We start from the raw sequence: 18442 nt of genomic DNA on the forward strand, positions 1-18442 counted from the left end.
ATGCGATCGCCTCAATCTACACCGGAAATTACACCACGAGCGCGGACGCTAACGATGAATGGCTCAAAGTGGTCGCGAACTGCCGCAATAGCGGACGGACCGCACCTCGGGACCGACATTGGATCGCTGAGCGTCTCAAAGGGGCCGACTCGCGCATTCCCCGGCCGAGCTTCCCGAGCTAAAATCGTCTGGTCAGCGCCGCCGACAATGCTGCTCGACCTGTGTATCAAGGCGCTCTACCTGCAAGGCCATGCTGCATATCGTCCATCATCCCGGTTACGTGGTCGAAACCGAGCGCATGGGCACTTTCCCGCATGACAAGTATGCGCTGGTCATGCGTGCACTGGGCGAAACGGGTGTGCCGATGACCATACATGCGCCCGAAATCATGCCACGAGAATGGCTCGAGGCAGTCCACGACCCTGCCTATGTCGATGAAGTCATCAGTTGTTCCGTCCCGGCGGCCAAGCAACGCCGGATCGGTTTTGCGATCGATGAGCGGATATCCCGGCGATCGCAGCTTTCCCCCGGAGGAACATGGCTCGCGGCGAAACTGGCGCTGCGGCATGGATATGCGGCAAATTCCGCCGGTGGCAGCCACCACGCCCTGGCCGATACCGGCGCGGGCTATTGTGTGTTCAACGATCTGGCGCTTGCCGCCAACAGGCTGATCGAGGACGGTAACGTCTCACGCATCCTGATACTCGATCTCGACGTACATCAGGGGGACGGTACTGCCGCCCTCACCGCAGGACGCAGCGACATCTTCACGCTGTCCATTCATGCCGAGAAGAACTTTCCCACACGCAAGGCGCGCTCGTCGCTGGATATCGGACTACCCGATGCAACGGGCGATGCGGACTATCTGAAAGCGCTGGCCGGAGCGCTGCCCAACGTCCTCGATCATTTCATGCCTGAACTGATCCTGCTGCAGGCAGGCGTCGATGCCCATGCGGAAGACAAGCTTGGCCGGCTGTCCATGACCGACGAGGGCCTAGCGGACCGCGATCGATTTGTGGCGGCAGAGGCGATGCGGCGCGCCATTCCATTGGCGAGCACGCTGGGCGGTGGCTATGGCACAGATCGCGAAGCCGTAGCCATGCGGCACGCCCGCACGATCCTCACCCTGTTCAACACGATCAGCGCGCGAAATGCCGCCTGATTGCGCAGGGCTTACCTTACTAGGCCCGCCTCACTCTCGGCGTCGATGCGCTCGCCCAGCTTTTCGATCTCCTTGGGATTGAGAATTCAGGTGCAGGTCTTACGGCCTTTGCGGAACATCGGCCGCCTAAGCAGGATGCCCGTCTGCCCCTATTTCGATCGCGGGCGGTCGAGCTTAAGCGTTTCAAGTATCTGAAAATACCTGCTTAGATATCGCTAGTAAACACTTGATCTATCAGCATCCCAGAGACCTTACGTTTGATCACACCTCTTCGCTGCCCAGCTAAAAGAACGGGCCAAAATTCCAGATCATTGCAAATCCGTCTACGTGGAGCAGCCGAAGGCCCGTTGCTCCAACACGCCTCGCGCCTCTTCCAGCAACGGCAGCGCTGCTTCCAAGTCCCCCGAATGGCTTGGTTCGATCGCCCGTGAGGCAGAAAGCGCGGCGACGACAGCGCCCTTCGCATCGCGCAGCGGAACCGCGATGCATGCCAGCCCTTCGCTGATCTCTTCACGATCGCAGGCATAGCCCAGCCGGCGCACTGCCACGAACTCCCGCGCAAGCGCACGAGGCTCGGTGATCGTATGCGTAGTCAGTTGGACGAATGGACCGGCCTCCAGATAGCGGGCCTGCTCTCCATCCGGCAGATGCGCCAGCAGGACCTTGCCGATCGCGGAGCAATAGGCCTCCAACTGCATCCCTACTTTCGTGAACAGATCGCCGCCCACCTTGACGCGGTACGTCACCATATCGCCGTCGAGGGTGCCCAGTTGCACGACGCAGCCCAAACGCCTCGCGAAGTCGGGCAACAATTGGCGGCCGATACCGGACAGCACCTCCGGCACGTTGATCCGGCCCGCGAAGGCGAGCATTCGCGGGCCGGCAACATGACGCCCGCCTCCAACCGGCGTCAGCAGCCCTGCGTCACGCAACGTGGCAAGATGCCGGTGTATGGTTGCCACCGGGACATTGAGACTGCCCGCAAGCGATGAGGCGCGGCTGCGCCCGCCATCGGTCAGGACCGCCTCCAACAAGTCCGTCGCCCTCTCGAAAGATGAAAGGCGCGGCATTCTATTTCTCATATTGTGAGAAGTAAACCTGCTAGCCAACTGGCGCAAGTCATGCCGCGCATCTATGCTCGACGGCAAGCGAGAGGGAGACCATCGGTAATGACCGAAACACCGCACGAGAGCCTGGCGAAAAGGCTGCGCGACGCTTACGTCGCGGGCGCCGTACCACCACTGAGGGATGGCCTTGAGCCGGTGGATGCGGCGGGCGCCTATGCCGTGCAGGAGATCAACACCCGTCACTGGCAGGCACAGGGCCGCCGCATCGTCGGCAGGAAGGCGGGCCTAACGGCAAAGGCCGTGCAGGTTCAGCTCGGCGTCGATCAACCGGATTTCGGCGTCCTGTTCGATGACATGCGCATCGCCGACGGCGGACTTCTCGCGGCTTCCCGGACGATCCAGCCGAAGGCCGAAGCCGAGATCGCGCTCGTGCTGGCACGCGACCTGCCGGAAGACACGACCACCGCCGCGCAGGTGGGCGCGGCGACGGGCTCGGTTCACGCCGCGATCGAGATCGTCGATTCCCGCATCGCCGACTGGAAGATCACCTTTGCCGATACCGTGGCGGACAATGGATCGTCCGCCTTCTTCGTGATCGCAGAGGAAGGCGTTCCGATCGCCGGGCGTGACTTGTGGAGTTGCGGCATGGTGATGACGGTGAACGGCGCGATCGCTTCGATCGGCGCTGGCGCAGCCGCCCTCGGCCATCCGCTCGAAGCGGCCGCCTGGCTGGCACGCACGCTGGCGGCACGGGGCGATCCCCTCAAGGCGGGCGACATACTACTTACCGGCGCGCTGGGGCCGATGGTGCCTCTCTCGCCGGGCGATCAGGTGCGCGCCGTGGTCGGCGGGATCGGCGAATGCGCTTTCAGCTTCGGCGGAGAATGACGCCATGAGCAGAACCAAGGTCGCGATCATCGGCTCGGGGAACATCGGCACCGACCTGATGATGAAGATCATGCGGCTCTCGAAGACGCTCGAGGTGGCCGCGATGATCGGCGTCGATCCGTCCTCGGACGGCCTTGCCCGCGCCGAGCGCATGGGCATCGCCACCAGCAGCGCGGGGATCGACGGGCTGCTTGCCCTGCCCGGCTTCGACGAGATCGGCATCGTCTTCGACGCCACGTCCGCAGGCGCGCACGAGCGGCACGACGCCGTCCTGCGCGAGCACGGCAAGCGCGTGGTCGATCTCACCCCCGCCGCGATAGGGCCTTTCGTGGTGCCGCCGGTCAACGGCGCAGCGCATCTCGATGCCGCCAACGTCAACATGGTGACTTGCGGCGGACAGGCGACGATCCCTATCGTCCACGCCATCAACCGCGTAGCGCCTGTGCACTATGCCGAGATCGTTGCCTCCATCGCCTCGAAAAGCGCAGGTCCGGGCACGCGTGCCAACATCGACGAGTTTACCGAGACGACCAGCCGCGCCATCGTCGAGATCGGCGGCGCCAAGCGGGGCAAGGCGATCATCGTGCTCAACCCCGCGGAACCGCCGCTCATCATGCGCGACACAGTGCTGTGCCTGTGCGAGGACGCGGACCGCGAGGCGATCGCCGAAAGCATCGCCGCCATGGTCGCGCAGGTCCAGGAATACGTCCCCGGCTACCGCCTGAAGCAAGCGGTCCAGTTCGAAAGCATCGGCTCCAACCGCCCCTTGCGCATTCCCGAAATGGCATCGACCGGCCGGACCGAATTCACCGGCCTCAAGGTTTCCGTCTTCCTCGAGGTGGAGGGCGCGGCGCATTACCTGCCCGCTTATGCCGGCAACCTCGATATCATGACCTCGGCGGCCCTGCGCACGGCCGAGCGGATCGCCATGAAGGAGGCCGCCCTGTGACCCCCGCCAAGCCAAAGCTCTATATCCAGGACGTCACCCTGCGCGACGGGATGCACGCGATCCGTCACCAGTACGGCCTCGACCACGTCCGGTCGATCGCGCGCGCCCTCGACCGTGCCGGGGTGGATGCGATCGAAGTGGCGCACGGCGACGGGCTCAGCGGGTCCTCGTTCAACTACGGGTTCGGCGCGCATACCGACTGGGAATGGCTGGAAGCGGTGGCAGAAGTGCTGGAAAGCGCGGTGCTGACGACGCTGCTGCTGCCGGGGATCGGCACGGTCCATGACCTCAAACAGGCGCACAGCCTTGGCGTCCGCTCGGTCCGCATCGCGACGCACTGCACCGAGGCGGACGTTTCGCGCCAGCATATCGAGGCGGCACGCGGCCTCGATATGGACGTGTCCGGCTTCCTGATGATGAGCCATATGGCAGAGCCGGAAGTACTGGCCCGGCAGGCGCTCCTGATGGAGCAATACGGCGCCCACTGCGTCTACGTCACCGACAGCGGCGGCGCCATGAACATGGACGACTACGCGGCGCGGCTGCAGGCTTACGACCGGGTGCTCAAGCCGGAAACGCAGCGCGGCGTGCATGCGCACCACAACCTCTCGCTCGGAGTGGCGAACTCCATCGTCGCTGTGCAGAACGGCGCGGTGCGCGTCGATGCCTCGCTGGCGGGGATGGGCGCGGGGGCGGGCAATGCTCCGCTCGAAGTGTTCATCGCCGCTGCGGACCGCAACGGCTGGGACCACGGCTGCGATCTCTACGCGCTGATGGACGCGGCAGAGGATCTGGTTCGCCCTTTGCAGGACCGCCCCGTGCGCGTCGATCGCGAGACGCTGACGCTCGGCTATGCCGGGGTCTACTCCAGCTTCCTGCGCCATGCGGAAAAAGCCAGCGCCGATCACGGCGTCGACACCCGCGCCATTCTTGTCGAGGCCGGGCGTCGCAAGATGGTCGGCGGGCAGGAGGACATGATCGTCGATATCGCGCTCGACCTCGCGCGGGCACCATCGGCGCAGTGAAAAGAAGACCTGGTCCGTTTTCAGTGGACCAGGTCTTTAGAGTCATAGGAGAGAGACCGCCTGAGGCGGTCCGGTCGAACCGGAAGACAGGCATCGCCTGCGGAGGCGATGCGCATCCCGTGGATGTGAGGTCCGACGATTTCAATCTCGCATAAAGTTCACAGGTTTACAATATGCGATTTCATGGGCTAACCCGAAGGGTGACGGGGTGACGCACGATCGCCGCGAAAAAGGGATGATGCCATGTTGGAACGCGATGCCAGCCACCTTTTCGACGAAGACCTCCGGCTGTTTCGCCAGACCGTGCGCCGCTTCGTCGAGCGCGAATTCTCGCCCCGGGTGGAGGAGTTCGAGGACGCCGGAAAGGTCGCCCGCGACTTCTGGCTAAAGATGGGCGAGGCCGGGTTCCTGTGCCCCGGAATTCCGGAGGAGTTCGGCGGTCTTGGGCTCGACTTCCGGTTCAATGCCATCCTCAACGAGGAACTGACTTATGCGATGATGTCGGACAGCGTGACGCTGCAGTCCGACATCACGATGCCCTACCTGCTGCACTACGCATCGGACGAACTCAACGCGCGCTGGCTGCCGGGCATGCTGTCGGGCGAGACAGTGTCCGCAATCGCGATGACCGAACCGGGCGCAGGCTCGGACCTGCAGGGCGTGCGCACCACGGCGCGGCGTGACGGCGACGAATACGTCATCAACGGCTCCAAGACCTTCATCACCAACGGGCAGAATGCCGACGTCATCATCACGGTATGCAAGACCGAGCCGGAACTGGGCGCCAAGGGCACCTCGCTGATCCTGGTCGAAGCGGATCGCGCCGGGTTCGAGCGCGGGCGCAATCTCGACAAGGTCGGGCAGTGGATGGCGGATACCTCCGAACTGTTCTTCAACGACGTGCGCGTGCCCGCCAGCAATCTCATCGGGCAGGAGAACCGGGGGTTCATCTACCTCGTCAGCGAACTGGCGCAGGAGCGTCTGTCGATCTCCATCACCGCGCAGACCGCCGCGCAGCGCGCCTATGACGAGGCGGTGGCCTTCACGCGTGAGCGCAAGGCCTTCGGCAAGGCAATCATCGATTTCCAGAACACCCGCTTCACCCTCGCCGACATCAAGGCCAAGCTGCAGGTCGGCTGGGCTCATCTCGACTGGGCGATCGCGCGCCATGTGCGCGGCGAACTGACGGCCGAGGAAGCGGCGGCGTCGAAGTACTGGCACACCGAGATGCAGTGGCTGGCCTGCGACGCGGCGCTGCAACTGCATGGCGGCGCCGGATACATGAACGAGTACCCGATCGCCCGCATCTGGCGCGATGCGCGCGTGCGCCGGATCTACGGCGGGTCGAGCGAGATCATGCGCGAACTGGTCGGCCGCTCCCTGTGAGCGGCCAAATTCGGAGCGCGATGACTTGACCTCAAATCGTCATTGCGAGCGCATCGAAGCAATGACGAAGGGTGGTTCAATCCCGGCAGTAATGCGCCGCTTCGGCAAGGAAGCGCGCCTCGTGCGTGGGATCGGCGAAGTAGGAATCGTGCCCCGCGAGGCGCGAATAGCGATAGAGCGCCGCCAGCTTGAAGTTCACCATGGCCTGATACCAGCGGATATCGATCGCCTCGCCCCCGGTCTGCGCAAAGTAGCGCGCGATCACCGTTTGCGGCTCGGGGCAACCGGCTTCCAGCAGCGCAGCCGCCAGATCCTGCACCGGCGTATGGCACGCCCCTTCCCGTGGGAGCGAGCAGGCGAGATAGGCAAGGTCCAGCAGCGGATCGCCGACGGTCGCCAGTTCCCAGTCGAGGATGGCGACGAGCCGGGGCACCCCCTCGCCGCTCCACATGACATTGCCGAGGCGCATGTCGTTGTGGATGATCGCCGCGCCGGAAGGCTCGGGCGCCCTGCCCTCCAGCCATGCCGCGACTTCGCGGAACGCCGGGGACGGCTCCTCGCGCCCGTCATCCAGCATGCGCGCGAATATCCGCAGGTGGCGCGCGTTGAAGGCTTCCGGCCTGGCCTTCCCGGCAAGCGGGGTGGCGCTCCAGTCGATGCCGTGAAGCTGCGCCATCGCCGAGACCAGTTGCCCCGCCATGCCCTCGCCGACACTCTCGCCGGTAAAGGCGGCCGGAAGCGTCTCGGTGACGACCACGCCGTCCACCATGTCCATGATGTAGAACGGCACGTCGAAGACCGCGCCCGCCTCGGCCGTTGCCAGTACGCCTGGGACGGGGACGCCGTGCGGCCCGACGATGCGCAGGAAGCCCGCCTCGCGCAGCACGTCGTTGCTGCCCGGTGGGAACGGCGGCGGCGGCGGGCGGCGCAGCACCATGCCCCGCCCGCCCGTGTCGAGGCGGAACGTCAGGTTGCTGTGCCCGTCGCCGATCGGCGCGATGCGGGGTTCTTCGTCGGCAAGGTCATGCTCGCGCAGGAAGGCATGCAGGCGCTCGCGCGTGGGCGCATCGAAACTCCAGCTCAACGGGTCGCTCCGCTTTCCACCAGATGGTCGAGATAGGCCTGCTGCCAATGCGTCTCGTACTGCCCCGCCGCTACCGCGCCGTCGATCGACCCGGTACAGGCGGCTTCCTGGATGAGCGTGCCGAACTTGTCCTTGGTCGGCAGCTTGACGAGGCCGAAGCGCTGCAGTTCGAGCAGGCAGGTTTCCCCGGAGGTATCGACAATCTCGGCACGCAGGGTGTCCTGGCTCATGTCGTCACGATAGGTGCCGTGCTGGCGGATCGTGGCGATCGGCGTCAGCGCCCCGTCGCGCACGACATAGCCCGCGCAGCCCAGCTCGCCGCGCGCGATCCAGATCCAGCCGTTTATCATGCGGCTGCCATCGGGCGTATAGGCGCACAGCCACTTCCAGTGCTGCGGCACGCCCCAGTTGCGGTTGCCCCAGCTGTGATCGCGGTGCGCCATGCCCGAAAGGTCGATCGTGCGCCCGCCCGTGCGGATGCTGCCCTCGATCCGCCCGGTCTGCTCGTAGCGGTTGAGCGCGAACCATGCGGGCAACCCATCGGGATTGTCATGATAGCTGAAGGGCGGATGGCTGCCGGTGAAGGTGAAATCCAGTTCCACGCGCTCGCTGCGATAGCTGACCCTGGCCGGCTCTCCGAAGCCGGTCTTGCGCAGTTCCAGCCCCTCGAACGACAGCGCGTCGAGGTCCATCCCCGCAGGTATCTCGCCATTGACGAGTTCGAGCAGCAACGGCCGCTTCTCCTCCCCCCAGAGCACCACGTTGAAGCCCGCCTTCCCGGCGCTGGTCAAGTAGAGATAGGCCTGAAAACCGAGCTTCTGCTCGGGCAGGATCGTCTGCCAGAACAGGGAATCCCGCATGCGGCCGCTGTCGTCGGCGGGGTGGCGCAGATGATCGCGGGGGGAAAAGCGCGACATGAAATCTCCTTCGTGGGCTCGCTCAGGCGTCCGGCTTCGCTGCGCAGTTTACGCGGGAAAGGACATAGCGGGTGGTCTGCGCATAATGCGCCGTGAGGATACGCGCGGCCTCGGCCGCGTCGCGCGCCCGCAGCGCGGCGACGACGGCCCGCCGCGGGGCGACCAGTTCGATCTCGCTGGTCAGGCGGTAGACGCGCAGCACGTCGGCGACGATCTCGGCTACGGAATCGATCAGCATCGACAGCACGAGATTGTGCGAGGCCCGGCCCAGCACCTGGTTGAACTCCACCAGCGGATCGATCGTCGCCAGCGGATCGCCCACTTCCAGGCAGCGCACGGTTTCGGCGATATTGGCGTCGAAGGCGGCGAAATCCTCGTCATCGGCGCGCTGCGCGGCCAGTTCGGCAGCCTGCATCAGCAGATTGACGCGCACTGCCATCAGGTCTTCCAGCGGCATGCGGCCCAGCACGATCATGTCGCGGATCGACTGGCCGACCCCCTCGCCGCTACGCTCGCGCACGAAAGCGCCGCCGTTAACGCCTTTGGCGAAGCGCAGCACGCCGGACATTTCCAGCGTCCGCAACGCCTCGCGCACCGCATGGCGGCCGACATGAAAGGCTTCGGCCAGGGCGCGTTCGCTGGGTAGCCGGTCACCCGGATTGAGGCGCTGGGCGCCGATCTCGTCCAGGATGGCGTCGCGGACCCGTTCGAATATCCGTCGCCCGCCCGCGGCGCTCCCTTCGGCATGCATCGTCATGGGACTGCCCGCCTTGCTTCGCAGGTGCCGCGTTCGTTGGACGGTCGCCCGGCAGGCCGGGACCGGGCGCGAGGGTTCGATCCCTGCGCCACAGTCTCCACCCCATGCCTGCCGGGCCGCCCCCATGCTACATCGCCCAGCCCAGCGTCAGGCCGTAAGTGCGCGGCTGGCCGTAGATGCTGATGACCTGCCCCGGCAGCGCCAGCACCGTGCGGCGATAGTTCACGTCGAAGGCGTTCTGCACCCATGCGCTCAGGCGCCACTGGCCGGTGCGGAAGGTCACCCGCGCGTTGCTCAGCACATAGCCGTCTTCCGAGGTGAACGGGATCGTCGTGCCATAGGCAAGTTCGCCCTGTCCCGGTTCGTGGAAGAAGTCGCTGAGCATCGCCACGTCGCCGTGCAGCGTCAGGTCGCTGTCGCCGCCGGTGTGGATGGTGTAGTCCGAGCTGACGTTGACCGAATGCTTGGGCGCACGCACCATCGTGGTGCCCGAGAAGTCCAGCGCCCCGGTCGAGTAATCGAGGTACTTGGCGTCGGTATAGGCATAAGCCACCGCCACGCGGAAATCGCGGATCGGCTCCATCGTCACATCCAGTTCGGCGCCCTTGATCCGGCTCTTGCCCGCGTTGGTGATGAGCGACGGGGTCGATCCGTCCGGCAACTGCGTGACGCGCGAGACCTGCAGGTTCGAATAGTCGTAGCGGAAGACCGCCGCATTCGCCTGCAGCGCGCCGTTCAGCCACGTGCTCTTCACACCGATCTCGTACGCCTTGATCTTCTCGGGATCGAAGACTTCGGCCGCCTGCGCCGCCGTAAGCGGGGTGTACTGGTAGCCGCCCGACTTGAAGCCCTTGCTGAAGCTGGCATAGAAGTTGAGATCGCGGTTGGGCTGGTAGGCCAGCACGAACTTGGGATCGAACGAGGTGAACTTCTTGGTCGGGTTCACCTGATCGAAGTCGGCGCGAACCAGCGGCAGCGTGTCCGTGGTACGGCCGCCCAGCGTCGCCTTCTTGCGATCCTCGGTATAGCGCGCACCGGCGGTGAACTTGAGTTCGTTGCTGATGTTGAAGGTCGCCTGACCGAACCCGGCGATGCTCTTGGTGTCATAATGGCCGAAGGTCTGGTCGACCGATCCGGCCCCCGCGACGCTGTCCGCGCCGTAGCGGAAGAAGTCCTCGTGGTAGCTCTTGTCCTTGTAGAAGTAGACGCCGACGATCCAGTCTACCAGCCCGCCCAGCGACAGTGCGCCGTCATTGGCCGAGACGAAGCGCAGTTCCTGCGAGAACTGCTTGGAGTCCTCGTTGCTGATCTGGCGGATCACATCGAGGCTGGTGTTGTCGAAATCGCGGTCGTCGGTGTAGGTCATCTTGCGATAGGACGTGACCGAGACGAAATCGCCAACGTCGGTCGCCCAGTTGATCTTGCCGGTGAAGGCATCGATCTTGCGATCATAGAGCGGATCGGTGGTGTAGTACTGCTTGTAGGGATCGTCCGAAAGCTGCGGCACCAGACCGGCGCGGCCCAGCAGGATGCCGTAGGGATTGGTGGTGCTGCCGATGCTTTCGCCCTGGAACGAGCGGCCGGTATCGCGCGCGATCTCGCCGATCAGGTCGATCTTGATGGTCGAGGTCGGCTCGATCGCCAGACGCAGGCGGCCGCCCCAGTTGTTGACGCCCTGCGGGTGATTGCCGGTCGTCAGGTTGGTGATGTAGCCCTGCTGCTTGGTACGCCACGCCGCAATGCGGCCCTTGATGGCATCGCCTGCGATCGGGCCGGAGACGGCGCCGAACAGGTTGTAGCTGTCATAGTTGCCGACGCCTGCCTCGGCCTCGGCCTGGAAGTCGTCGGTCGGCCCCTTGGTGATGACGTTGACGGCGCCCGCGATCGTGTTGCGACCGTAAAGCGTGCCCTGCGGCCCCTTCAGCACCTCGACCCGCTCGATGTCCTTGAGCGCGCCGAGCACGCCGCCGGTGCGGCCCAGATAACTCTCGTCCACGAACACGCCGACCGAGGATTCCGAACCCGGATCGAACTGGCGCGTGCCGATGCCGCGAATGTAGAGCTGCGGGCGCGCAGAGCCGAAGCCGCCGGCGTAAAAGCCCGGCACGCGCGGCGCGATGTTGCTGATGTCCATGACGCCGGCGGCGACCAGCGCCTTGCTGTCGAGCGCGGAAATCGTGGCCGGAACGTCCTGCAGGCGTTCGGCACGGCGCTGCGCGGTGACGACGATGTCGCGCGAAGGGTCCGCCGCCGTATCCTGCGCCGCCTGATCCTGAGCAAACGCAACTTGCGGCATGGCGCATGCGGCAAGCAGAATCGTCCTGTACTTCAAGTTCATCCTCTTCCTCCCTCTGTTTGAGGTCCGCCCGGCCACCGTCTGTCGCGGCATCCCGGATTTGGTTGGACCATTTATCAAGCCCGATTCAAAATCGTCAAGCTGTTTATCAATTGCGAAATATTTCCAGCAATGTGTGATCGAAAAACAAGGAATTTTGCAAATGTTATGACCTTTTCCGAGGCCTACATTGAAATTAGCCAGTTCCACATTCTTTCGACGACTCCGCCTGACCAGACCTGCCGTGCGGCCGTTTCCTCGGCATTCAGACGGCCGCTTTCGGGGGCAAAGCCCATCATGCGCACGTCGCGCTCGATGCGGGCGGCGTCCTCGAGAAACCAGTTCAACACCGCCGCCTGCTCCAGCGTCTCCCCCGCAACGACGACGCCATTGCCGCGCAGGACGATGGCATTCCCCTCGCCCAGCGCCTCGGCGACGCGCGCCGCCGCCGCATCGTCGCGCAGCAGGCGGGGATCGCCCCACAAGGCGGGGCCCGGCGCGAAGTATGCACCGATGCCGTGGCGCGCGGCCGGGACGATCCCTTGCGTGGATAGCGCCATGAGCGCAGGCGGCATCGTCCGGCAGATCCCGCCAACGTCGGCGCGCCGCGCATAGATCGCCTGATGCACGCGCACTTCGCCCAGCACGCCTTCCGGCAAAGGCCCCGATATCGGCACGACGACGCCCGGCTCGTCCGAAACCAGCCCCATCGGCATCGCCGCGCAGACAAGGAAACTGTCTCCATCGAGCCGCGCCGAGCAATGCCCATAGGCATGCGCCAGCCCGCTGCGCCCCAGCGCCCGCGCGGCCTTGCGCACCAGATCCTGCCGCGCATTCGCCTCCATCGATCTCTCCCGCGTTGCCGGGTGTTGACCCCGGGTTCATCGCTTCTTACAAACCACGTGCTCGGTTTGTTGATTCGTCTTGTAGCCGGGCCAATACGGGAGTCAACACGACATGGAGAGGATAACGACCGGGATCATCGATGATCCGGCGTCCAACAGGTTTCTCGTGCCGCGCCGGGTCTTCACCGACCGGGCGGTGTTCGAACGGGAATATGCCGCGATATTCGATACTTGCTGGCTGTACCTCGGCCACGCATCCGAACTGCCCGCGCCCGGCAGCTTCGTGACGCGCAAGGTGGCGCGGCGCCCGATCCTGTTCACCCGCGACCGCGACGGCGAATTCCACGCGCTGTTCAACGCCTGCCCCCATCGCGGCGCCACCGTATGCCGCGAGCGCAGCGGCAAGTCGCCGGCGTTCATGTGCCTCTACCACGGCTGGACTTTCGGTTCGGACGGGCACCTCAAGACGCTGCCCGGCTCCTCGGGCTATCCCGAGGGCTTCAAGACCGACCCGCAGAAGCAGATGGTCCACGTGCCGCGCATGGAGCGCTTCGGCGACTTCTTCTTCATCAGCTTCGCCCGCGACGGCGAGGATCTGGCGACGTACCTCGCCGGCGCGGGCGACTACCTCAAGCTGGTCTCCGAGCATTCCGCCAGCGGCATGCAGATCGTCGGCGGCACGCAGGAGTACGCCATTCGCGGCAACTGGAAGCTGCTCTCGGAAAACAGCTTCGACGGCTACCACGCCGCCTGCAACCACTCGACCTACCTCGAATACCTCAAGAGCGCGAACGGCGCCCTCTCCGCTACGCCGCTTGCGGGCGAGGCGTTCGACCTTGGCAACGGCCACGCCGTCGTCGAATATTCCGCGCCCTGGGGCCGCCCGATCGCCAGCTGGGTGCCGCTGTGGGGCGAGGAAGGAAAGGCCGAGATCGACGGCGTCTACGCCGAACTCGTCAGCCGTGTGGGCGCCCCGCGCGCCGACCGTATTGCGCGCAAGAACCGCAACATGGTGATCTTCCCCAACCTGGTGGTGAACGACATCATGGCGATCACCGTGCGCACCTATTTCCCCACCGCGCCCGATTACATGGAAATCAACGCCTGGGCCCTCGCCCCGCGCGAGGAAAGCGAGTGGCGGCGCAAGTACCGGCTCTACAACTTCACCGAGTTCCTCGGCCCCGGCGGCTTCGCGACGCCCGACGACGTGGAAGCGATCGAGAAGTGCCAGCAGGGCTACGCCACCGCCGGCGACGCGCTCTACAACGACATCTCCAAGGGCATGATCCGCTCCGACGCCCCCTCGTTCGACGACGAGGCGCAGATGCGCTGCTTCTGGCGCGAATGGGACCGCCGGGTCACGGCGGCGAAAGTGATGGCCGATGCCTGAGATGATCGACGACACCCTGATGCTGCGCCTGCGCGTGGAAGACCTGCTGTTCGAGGAGGCCGACCTGCTCGACAGCTGGCGGCTCAAGGAGTGGCTGGCGCTCTATACCGAGGACGCCTGGTATCATGTGCCGCCCAGCGACGTGGACGGCGATACCGCCGATCCTGACACCTCGCTGTTCTACATCATCGACGACGCCGTGCGCATGCGCGAGCGGGTTTCGCGCCTCTCCAAGATCGGCGCGCATTCCGAGCACCCGCGATCGAAAGTGCGCCACATCGTCTCGAACGTGCGCGTCCGCCGCGACGGCGCGGTGATCCGGGCGCGGTCCTCGTTCATCATCTACCGCAGCAAGGACATTACCAGCGACGCCTTCGTCGGCCACTACATCCACGAGATCGTCGAGCGGGACGGCGCCTTGCGCATCGCGGGCAAGAAGTGCGTCCTCGACATGGAAGCGCTGCGTCCACACGCGCGCATCAGCATCATCCTCTGACCGGCGGGAGAGACGCCATGGACCATCCCCTTCGCTTCGCCCGGCTGGGCTACTGCCGCCTGCACGCGCCCGATCTGGAGCGCAGCATCGGCTTCTACCGCGACGTCGTCGGCCTGACGCTGGCGCGTCGCGACGATACCGAGGCATGGCTGCGCTGCGGCGACAAGCCTTACGACATCGTGCTGGGCCAGGGCCCGGCGGGCCTCGCCGCCGTGGGCTTCGAGGTGGAAAGCGAGTCCGATCTCGACCGCGCCCACGCCATCGCCGAAACCCTCGATCTCTCGCCCCACTGGGCCGACGAGGCAACATGCGCGCGCATGCAGGTGCGCCGTTCGCTGCGCTTCACCGATCCGATCACCGGGATGGAGATCGACTTCTTCGCCGGGCTGGCGGTGACGGACGAACCGCTCGCCTCGCAGCTCACCAAGATCGTGCGGATGGGGCATGTCGTCATCAACGTTCATGACCTGAATGCTGCGCACAATTTCTGGGTGGAGACGCTCGGCTTCGCGGTGTCGGACCGGGTGGAGGGCATGGCCGAATGGCTGCGCTGCTGGCCCAATCCGCTGCATCACAGCCTGGCCCTGCTGCAGAGCCCGACCGGTGCCAACACGCTGCACCACGTCAACTTCATGGTGACGGACATCGACGATATCGGCCAGGCCATGAACCGCCTCAAGCGCGCCGAAGTACCGATCGTGTTCGGACCGGGCCGCCACCTGCCCTCGACCAGCGTGTTCCTCTATTTCCTCGACCCGGACGGCAACAGCGCCGAGTTCAGCTTCGGCATGGAACTGTTCGAGGAACAGGGCGCGCGGGGCCCCCGCGAACTGGAGCACAAGGCCGAAGTCATGGACACCTGGGGCGGCCGCCCCGACCCACGCTTCGGCAAGGGCAGTCCGGTGCTCGCCCGCCATGGCTGACGCACCGCTGGCGGGTCAGGTCGCCGTGGTCACCGGCGCCGGGCGCGGGATCGGCCGGGCCATCGCGCAGCGGCTGCGGGCGGACGGCGCGCGGCTGGTGGTGGCCGATCTCTCGCCCGATGTGGCCGAAGCGCTGGCCGGGGAACTCGGCGGGATCGGCTGCGGCGGCAATCTGGCGCAGGAGGCGGTCGCCCGCGCCCTCGTCGATACCGCGCTGGACACGCACGGCCGGATCGACATTCTGGTGAACAACGCGGGCGGCGGCATCATCGCGCCGTTCCTTGCGCACACGCCCGAAACCTTGCGCGAGACGTTAGACCGCAACTTGTGGTCGGCGCTGTGGATGTGCTGGCTGGCGCTGCCACACATGAAGCAGGCCAGGTACGGGCGCATCGTCAACATCGGCGCGGATTCGGTACGCAACGGCCTTGTCGACCATGCAGCATACAATGCAGCAAAAGGCGGCGTGCATGGCCTGACGACCGGCCTTGCCCGCGAATTCGCGCAAGGTGGGATCACCGTCAACACCGTCGCCCCCTGCGCCGTGCGCACCGAACAGTACGACGAGATCGAGGCGGTGAACCCCGATCTCATCCGCAAGGTCGTCGAGGTCATCCCGATGGGCCGCCCCGGCACCGTGGCGGAAGTCGCCTCGATGGTCGCCCACCTTGCCAGCCCCGCCGCGGCGTTCGTGACCGGACAGGTCATCAGCGTCAACGGCGGCACCACCATGCTATAAGCCTTCTGGGAGAACGATGATGAGCACGGATTCCGCAACCTTGAGCAACCCCGAGATCGGCGAGCGCGTCGACGTGGGCGGCATCGGCACCAACTATATCGTGGCGGGTGAAGGTGATCCGCTGATCCTCATCCACGGCTCCGGTCCCGGCGTTACCGCCTATGCCAACTGGCGCGGAGTGATCCCCGATCTGGCGCAGCATTTCCGCTGCTACGCGCCCGACACGCTGGGGTTCGGCTACACCGATTTCCCCGAGGACATCGCCGGGTTCGACATGGACCGCTGGATCGCGCACCTGACCGGCTTCATGGACGCGCTGGGCATCGAGCGCGCGCATTTCATCGGCAACAGCTATGGCGGCGCGCTGGCGCTGGCGCTGGCGACGCGGCACCCCGAGCGGGTCGGCCGCCTGGTGCTGATGGGCGCGGCGGGCGTGCACTTCGAGGTGACGGAGGGCCTGCGCAAGGTCTGGGGTTACGAACCCTCGGTCGAGGCAATGCGCGACCTCATGACCACTTTCGCCTTCGACCCCGCGCTGGTGAAGGACGAGATCGTGCGATCCCGCTTCGAGGCCAGCGTGCGCCCCGGCGCGCAGGAGGCGTTCTCCAGCCTGTTCCCCGAGCCGCGCCAGCGCTGGCTGGAAGCCCTCGCCACCGACGAGGCCAAGCTGGCCGCCCTGCCGCATGAAGTGCTGATCGTCCATGGCCGCGAGGACGTGATCGTCCCGCATGCCGTGTCGGAGCGCTTCCACCAGCTCATCCCCAACAGCGAACTGCACCTGTTCGGCCAGTGCGGCCACTGGACGCAGATCGAGAAGCGCGAACGTTTCGTGGCGCTGGTGACACCCTTCCTGAAAGGCCCGCAATGACCATACCCGGCTCGATGCAGGCGCGCCCGCTCGCCATCATCGACATATTGCGCTTTGCCGCAAGCGCGCACGCCACGCGCGAGATCGTCTCGCGCAACGTGGACGAGCCGCTGTGGCGTTACGACTATGCCGCCTGCCTGCGCCGCGCCGCGCAGGCGGCGGGGATGCTGGCCGCTGGGGGCGTCGCCTCGGGGGACCGAGTGACGTCGCTGGCGTGGAACACGCACCGGCATTTCGAGCTGTTCTTCGCGGTCCCCGGCATGGGCGCAGTGCTGCACACCGCCAACCCGCGCCTGCCCGACGAGCATCTGGTCTACACCATCAACCACGCGGGCAGCCGCGTGCTGCTGCTGGACCGCAACATGGCGGCGACAGTCGCGCGCATCCGCGACCGGCTGGAGCATGTCGAACGCCTGATCGTGCTGTCCGACCGGACCTGCGAGGGCATCGAAAGCTACGAAGACCTGATCGCCCCTCACCCGGACGCGCTGGACTGGCCCGGCTTCGATGAAAATGCTGCGGCCTTCCTGTGCTACACTTCAGGCACCACGGGCGATCCCAAGGGCGTGCTCTATTCGCACCGCTCGACCGTGCTGCATGCGCTGGCCGGCGGACTGTCGGGCAGCATGGGGTTCAGCGCCTTCGACGTGGTGATGCCGTGCCAGTCGCTCTACCATGCGACGGCGTGGGGCCTGCCATTCGCAGGGGCCATCAACGGGGCCAAGTTCGTGCTCCCCGCCGACCGCATGGACGGCGCCTCGCTCGACGAACTGGTCCGCAGCGAAGGCGTCACCTTCTCCGGCGGGGTGCCGACGATCTGGACGATGTACCTCGACCACCTCGACCGCACCGGGGGAGACACCGGCACGCTGGAGCGCGTGTTCATCGCCGGATCGGCGGTGCCGCGCGACATGGCGGTGGCCTTCGACCGGCGCGGCGTCGCGGTGCGCCAGATGTGGGGCATGACCGAGACGAGCCCGCTAGGCGTCGTCTCCGCGCTCACCCCCGCCCTCGCCGAGCTTGGCGAGGAGGACGCGCGCGAACGGATCTGGACGCGGCAGGGACGCATGCTGTTCGGGATCGAGATCGAGATCGTCGATGCGGAAGGCGCGCCGCTGCCCCACGATGGCGAGACCTCCGGCGCGCTGATGGTGCGCGGACCGTGGGTGCTGGACCACTACTACCGCACCGAGGAAAGCGCCTGCGACGCGCAGGGCTGGTTCGATACTGGCGATATCGCCACGATCGACCGCTTCGGCTTCATGCGCATCACCGACCGCACCAAGGACGTCATCAAGTCCGGCGGCGAGTGGATCAGTTCGATCGACCTGGAGAACACCGCCGCAGGCTGCCCCGGCGTGAAGGTCGCCGCCGTCGCCGGGGTGCCGCATCCCAAGTGGGAGGAACGCCCGATCCTGCTGGTCGAGGCGCACGAGGGCGTCGCGCTGTCCGAGGCGCAAGTGCTCGATCATCTGTCCGCACGGGTGGCGAAATGGTGGATGCCCGACCGCGTGATCTTCGCAAGCGTGCCGCTGACCGCTACGGGCAAGATCGACAAGAAGGTGATCCGCGACACCTATCGCGATATCCTTGTCTGTTGAGGAGGACCCG

19 protein-coding genes are annotated in these 18442 nt (G+C 65.7%); 13 read left to right on the forward strand and 6 right to left on the reverse strand.

Going from position 1 to position 18442, the window contains the following annotated elements; translation table 11 throughout:
- Together PKE80_RS04305 and PKE80_RS04310 are read left to right on the forward strand one after the other, a co-directional pair.
- On the forward strand, positions 1-182 hold a 182-nt coding region (locus PKE80_RS04305), incomplete at its 5' end, for a hypothetical protein (RefSeq protein ID WP_271181436.1).
- Positions 183-250: 68 nt separating this feature from the next.
- Positions 251-1162, forward strand: a complete 912-nt coding sequence (locus tag PKE80_RS04310) for a histone deacetylase family protein (protein ID WP_271181437.1) — start codon at positions 251-253, stop codon at positions 1160-1162.
- A 323-nt stretch (positions 1163-1485) separates the two neighbouring features.
- On the opposite strand, the gene PKE80_RS04315 is transcribed toward PKE80_RS04310, so the two are convergent.
- A complete protein-coding gene (locus PKE80_RS04315) occupies positions 1486-2244 on the reverse strand; it encodes an IclR family transcriptional regulator (RefSeq protein ID WP_309298976.1) in 759 nt (252 codons plus the stop codon).
- 87 nt (positions 2245-2331) lie between these two features.
- Between PKE80_RS04315 and PKE80_RS04320 the strand changes: the two genes are divergently transcribed.
- From PKE80_RS04320 to PKE80_RS04335, 4 genes are all read left to right on the forward strand, one after another.
- Complete coding sequence (locus PKE80_RS04320; RefSeq protein ID WP_271181439.1) at positions 2332-3117, forward strand: 2-keto-4-pentenoate hydratase; 786 nt, start codon at positions 2332-2334, stop codon at positions 3115-3117.
- A gap of 4 nt (positions 3118-3121) precedes the next feature.
- Positions 3122-4066, forward strand: a complete 945-nt coding sequence (locus PKE80_RS04325) for an acetaldehyde dehydrogenase (acetylating) (protein ID WP_271181440.1) — start codon at positions 3122-3124, stop codon at positions 4064-4066.
- On the forward strand, positions 4063-5091 hold the full coding sequence (dmpG, locus tag PKE80_RS04330) for a 4-hydroxy-2-oxovalerate aldolase (RefSeq protein ID WP_271181441.1): 1029 nt from the start codon (positions 4063-4065) through the stop codon (positions 5089-5091). The genes PKE80_RS04325 and dmpG overlap by 4 nt, the downstream gene beginning before the upstream one ends.
- A 243-nt stretch (positions 5092-5334) precedes the next feature.
- Positions 5335-6477 (forward strand): acyl-CoA dehydrogenase family protein, encoded by a 1143-nt coding sequence (locus tag PKE80_RS04335; protein WP_271181442.1) that lies wholly within the window; start codon positions 5335-5337, stop codon positions 6475-6477.
- Between the two features lie 76 nt (positions 6478-6553).
- Here PKE80_RS04335 and PKE80_RS04340 read toward each other — a convergent pair whose 3' ends face one another.
- From PKE80_RS04340 to PKE80_RS04355, 4 genes are all read right to left on the reverse strand, one after another.
- Positions 6554-7561, reverse strand: a complete 1008-nt coding sequence (locus tag PKE80_RS04340) for a phosphotransferase family protein (RefSeq protein ID WP_271181443.1) — start codon at positions 7559-7561, stop codon at positions 6554-6556.
- On the reverse strand, positions 7558-8478 hold the full coding sequence (locus tag PKE80_RS04345; protein WP_271181444.1) for a DUF7064 domain-containing protein: 921 nt from the start codon (positions 8476-8478) through the stop codon (positions 7558-7560). The genes PKE80_RS04340 and PKE80_RS04345 overlap by 4 nt, the downstream gene beginning before the upstream one ends.
- A 22-nt stretch (positions 8479-8500) precedes the next feature.
- Positions 8501-9235 carry a FadR/GntR family transcriptional regulator gene (locus PKE80_RS04350; RefSeq protein WP_271181445.1) on the reverse strand — a complete coding sequence of 245 codons (735 nt, stop codon included), beginning with the start codon at positions 9233-9235 and terminating at the stop codon, positions 8501-8503.
- Positions 9236-9362: 127 nt separating this feature from the next.
- The gene (locus tag PKE80_RS04355) at positions 9363-11531 is read right to left on the reverse strand and encodes a TonB-dependent receptor (RefSeq protein ID WP_271181446.1); all 2169 of its coding nucleotides are present in this window, start codon (positions 11529-11531) and stop codon (positions 9363-9365) included.
- Here PKE80_RS04355 and PKE80_RS04360 point away from each other — a divergent pair.
- Entirely contained in the window at positions 11530-11742 is a 213-nt protein-coding gene (locus tag PKE80_RS04360) for a hypothetical protein (protein WP_271181447.1), read from the forward strand. The two genes, PKE80_RS04355 and PKE80_RS04360, sit on opposite strands and share 2 nt — an antisense overlap.
- 13 nt (positions 11743-11755) lie before the next feature.
- Here the strand turns inward: PKE80_RS04360 and PKE80_RS04365 are convergent, their stop codons facing one another.
- Positions 11756-12415, reverse strand: a complete 660-nt coding sequence (locus PKE80_RS04365) for a class II aldolase/adducin family protein (RefSeq protein WP_271181448.1) — start codon at positions 12413-12415, stop codon at positions 11756-11758.
- Between the two features lie 112 nt (positions 12416-12527).
- On the opposite strand from PKE80_RS04365, the gene PKE80_RS04370 reads away from it, so the two are divergent.
- From PKE80_RS04370 to PKE80_RS04395, 6 genes are read left to right on the forward strand one after another with little or no spacing between them, the layout of a single operon-like run.
- Entirely contained in the window at positions 12528-13805 is a 1278-nt protein-coding gene (locus tag PKE80_RS04370) for an aromatic ring-hydroxylating oxygenase subunit alpha (protein WP_271181449.1), read from the forward strand.
- Positions 13798-14301: an aromatic-ring-hydroxylating dioxygenase subunit beta gene (locus PKE80_RS04375; RefSeq protein WP_271181450.1), complete on the forward strand. Its 504-nt coding sequence runs from the start codon at positions 13798-13800 to the stop codon at positions 14299-14301. The genes PKE80_RS04370 and PKE80_RS04375 overlap by 8 nt, the downstream gene beginning before the upstream one ends.
- Before the next feature lie 17 nt (positions 14302-14318).
- Positions 14319-15224 carry a VOC family protein gene (locus PKE80_RS04380; protein ID WP_271181451.1) on the forward strand — a complete coding sequence of 302 codons (906 nt, stop codon included), beginning with the start codon at positions 14319-14321 and terminating at the stop codon, positions 15222-15224.
- Entirely contained in the window at positions 15217-15963 is a 747-nt protein-coding gene (locus PKE80_RS04385) for an SDR family NAD(P)-dependent oxidoreductase (RefSeq protein ID WP_271181452.1), read from the forward strand. The genes PKE80_RS04380 and PKE80_RS04385 overlap by 8 nt, the downstream gene beginning before the upstream one ends.
- Before the next feature lie 19 nt (positions 15964-15982).
- The gene (locus tag PKE80_RS04390) at positions 15983-16831 is read left to right on the forward strand and encodes an alpha/beta fold hydrolase (RefSeq protein ID WP_271181453.1); all 849 of its coding nucleotides are present in this window, start codon (positions 15983-15985) and stop codon (positions 16829-16831) included.
- Positions 16828-18432 (forward strand): long-chain fatty acid--CoA ligase, encoded by a 1605-nt coding sequence (locus PKE80_RS04395; RefSeq protein ID WP_271181454.1) that lies wholly within the window; start codon positions 16828-16830, stop codon positions 18430-18432. The genes PKE80_RS04390 and PKE80_RS04395 overlap by 4 nt, the downstream gene beginning before the upstream one ends.
- Positions 18433-18442 lie beyond the last annotated feature (10 nt).

It is taken from the genome of Novosphingobium resinovorum, assembly GCF_027922145.1.
Lineage (GTDB): Bacteria > Pseudomonadota > Alphaproteobacteria > Sphingomonadales > Sphingomonadaceae > Novosphingobium > Novosphingobium resinovorum.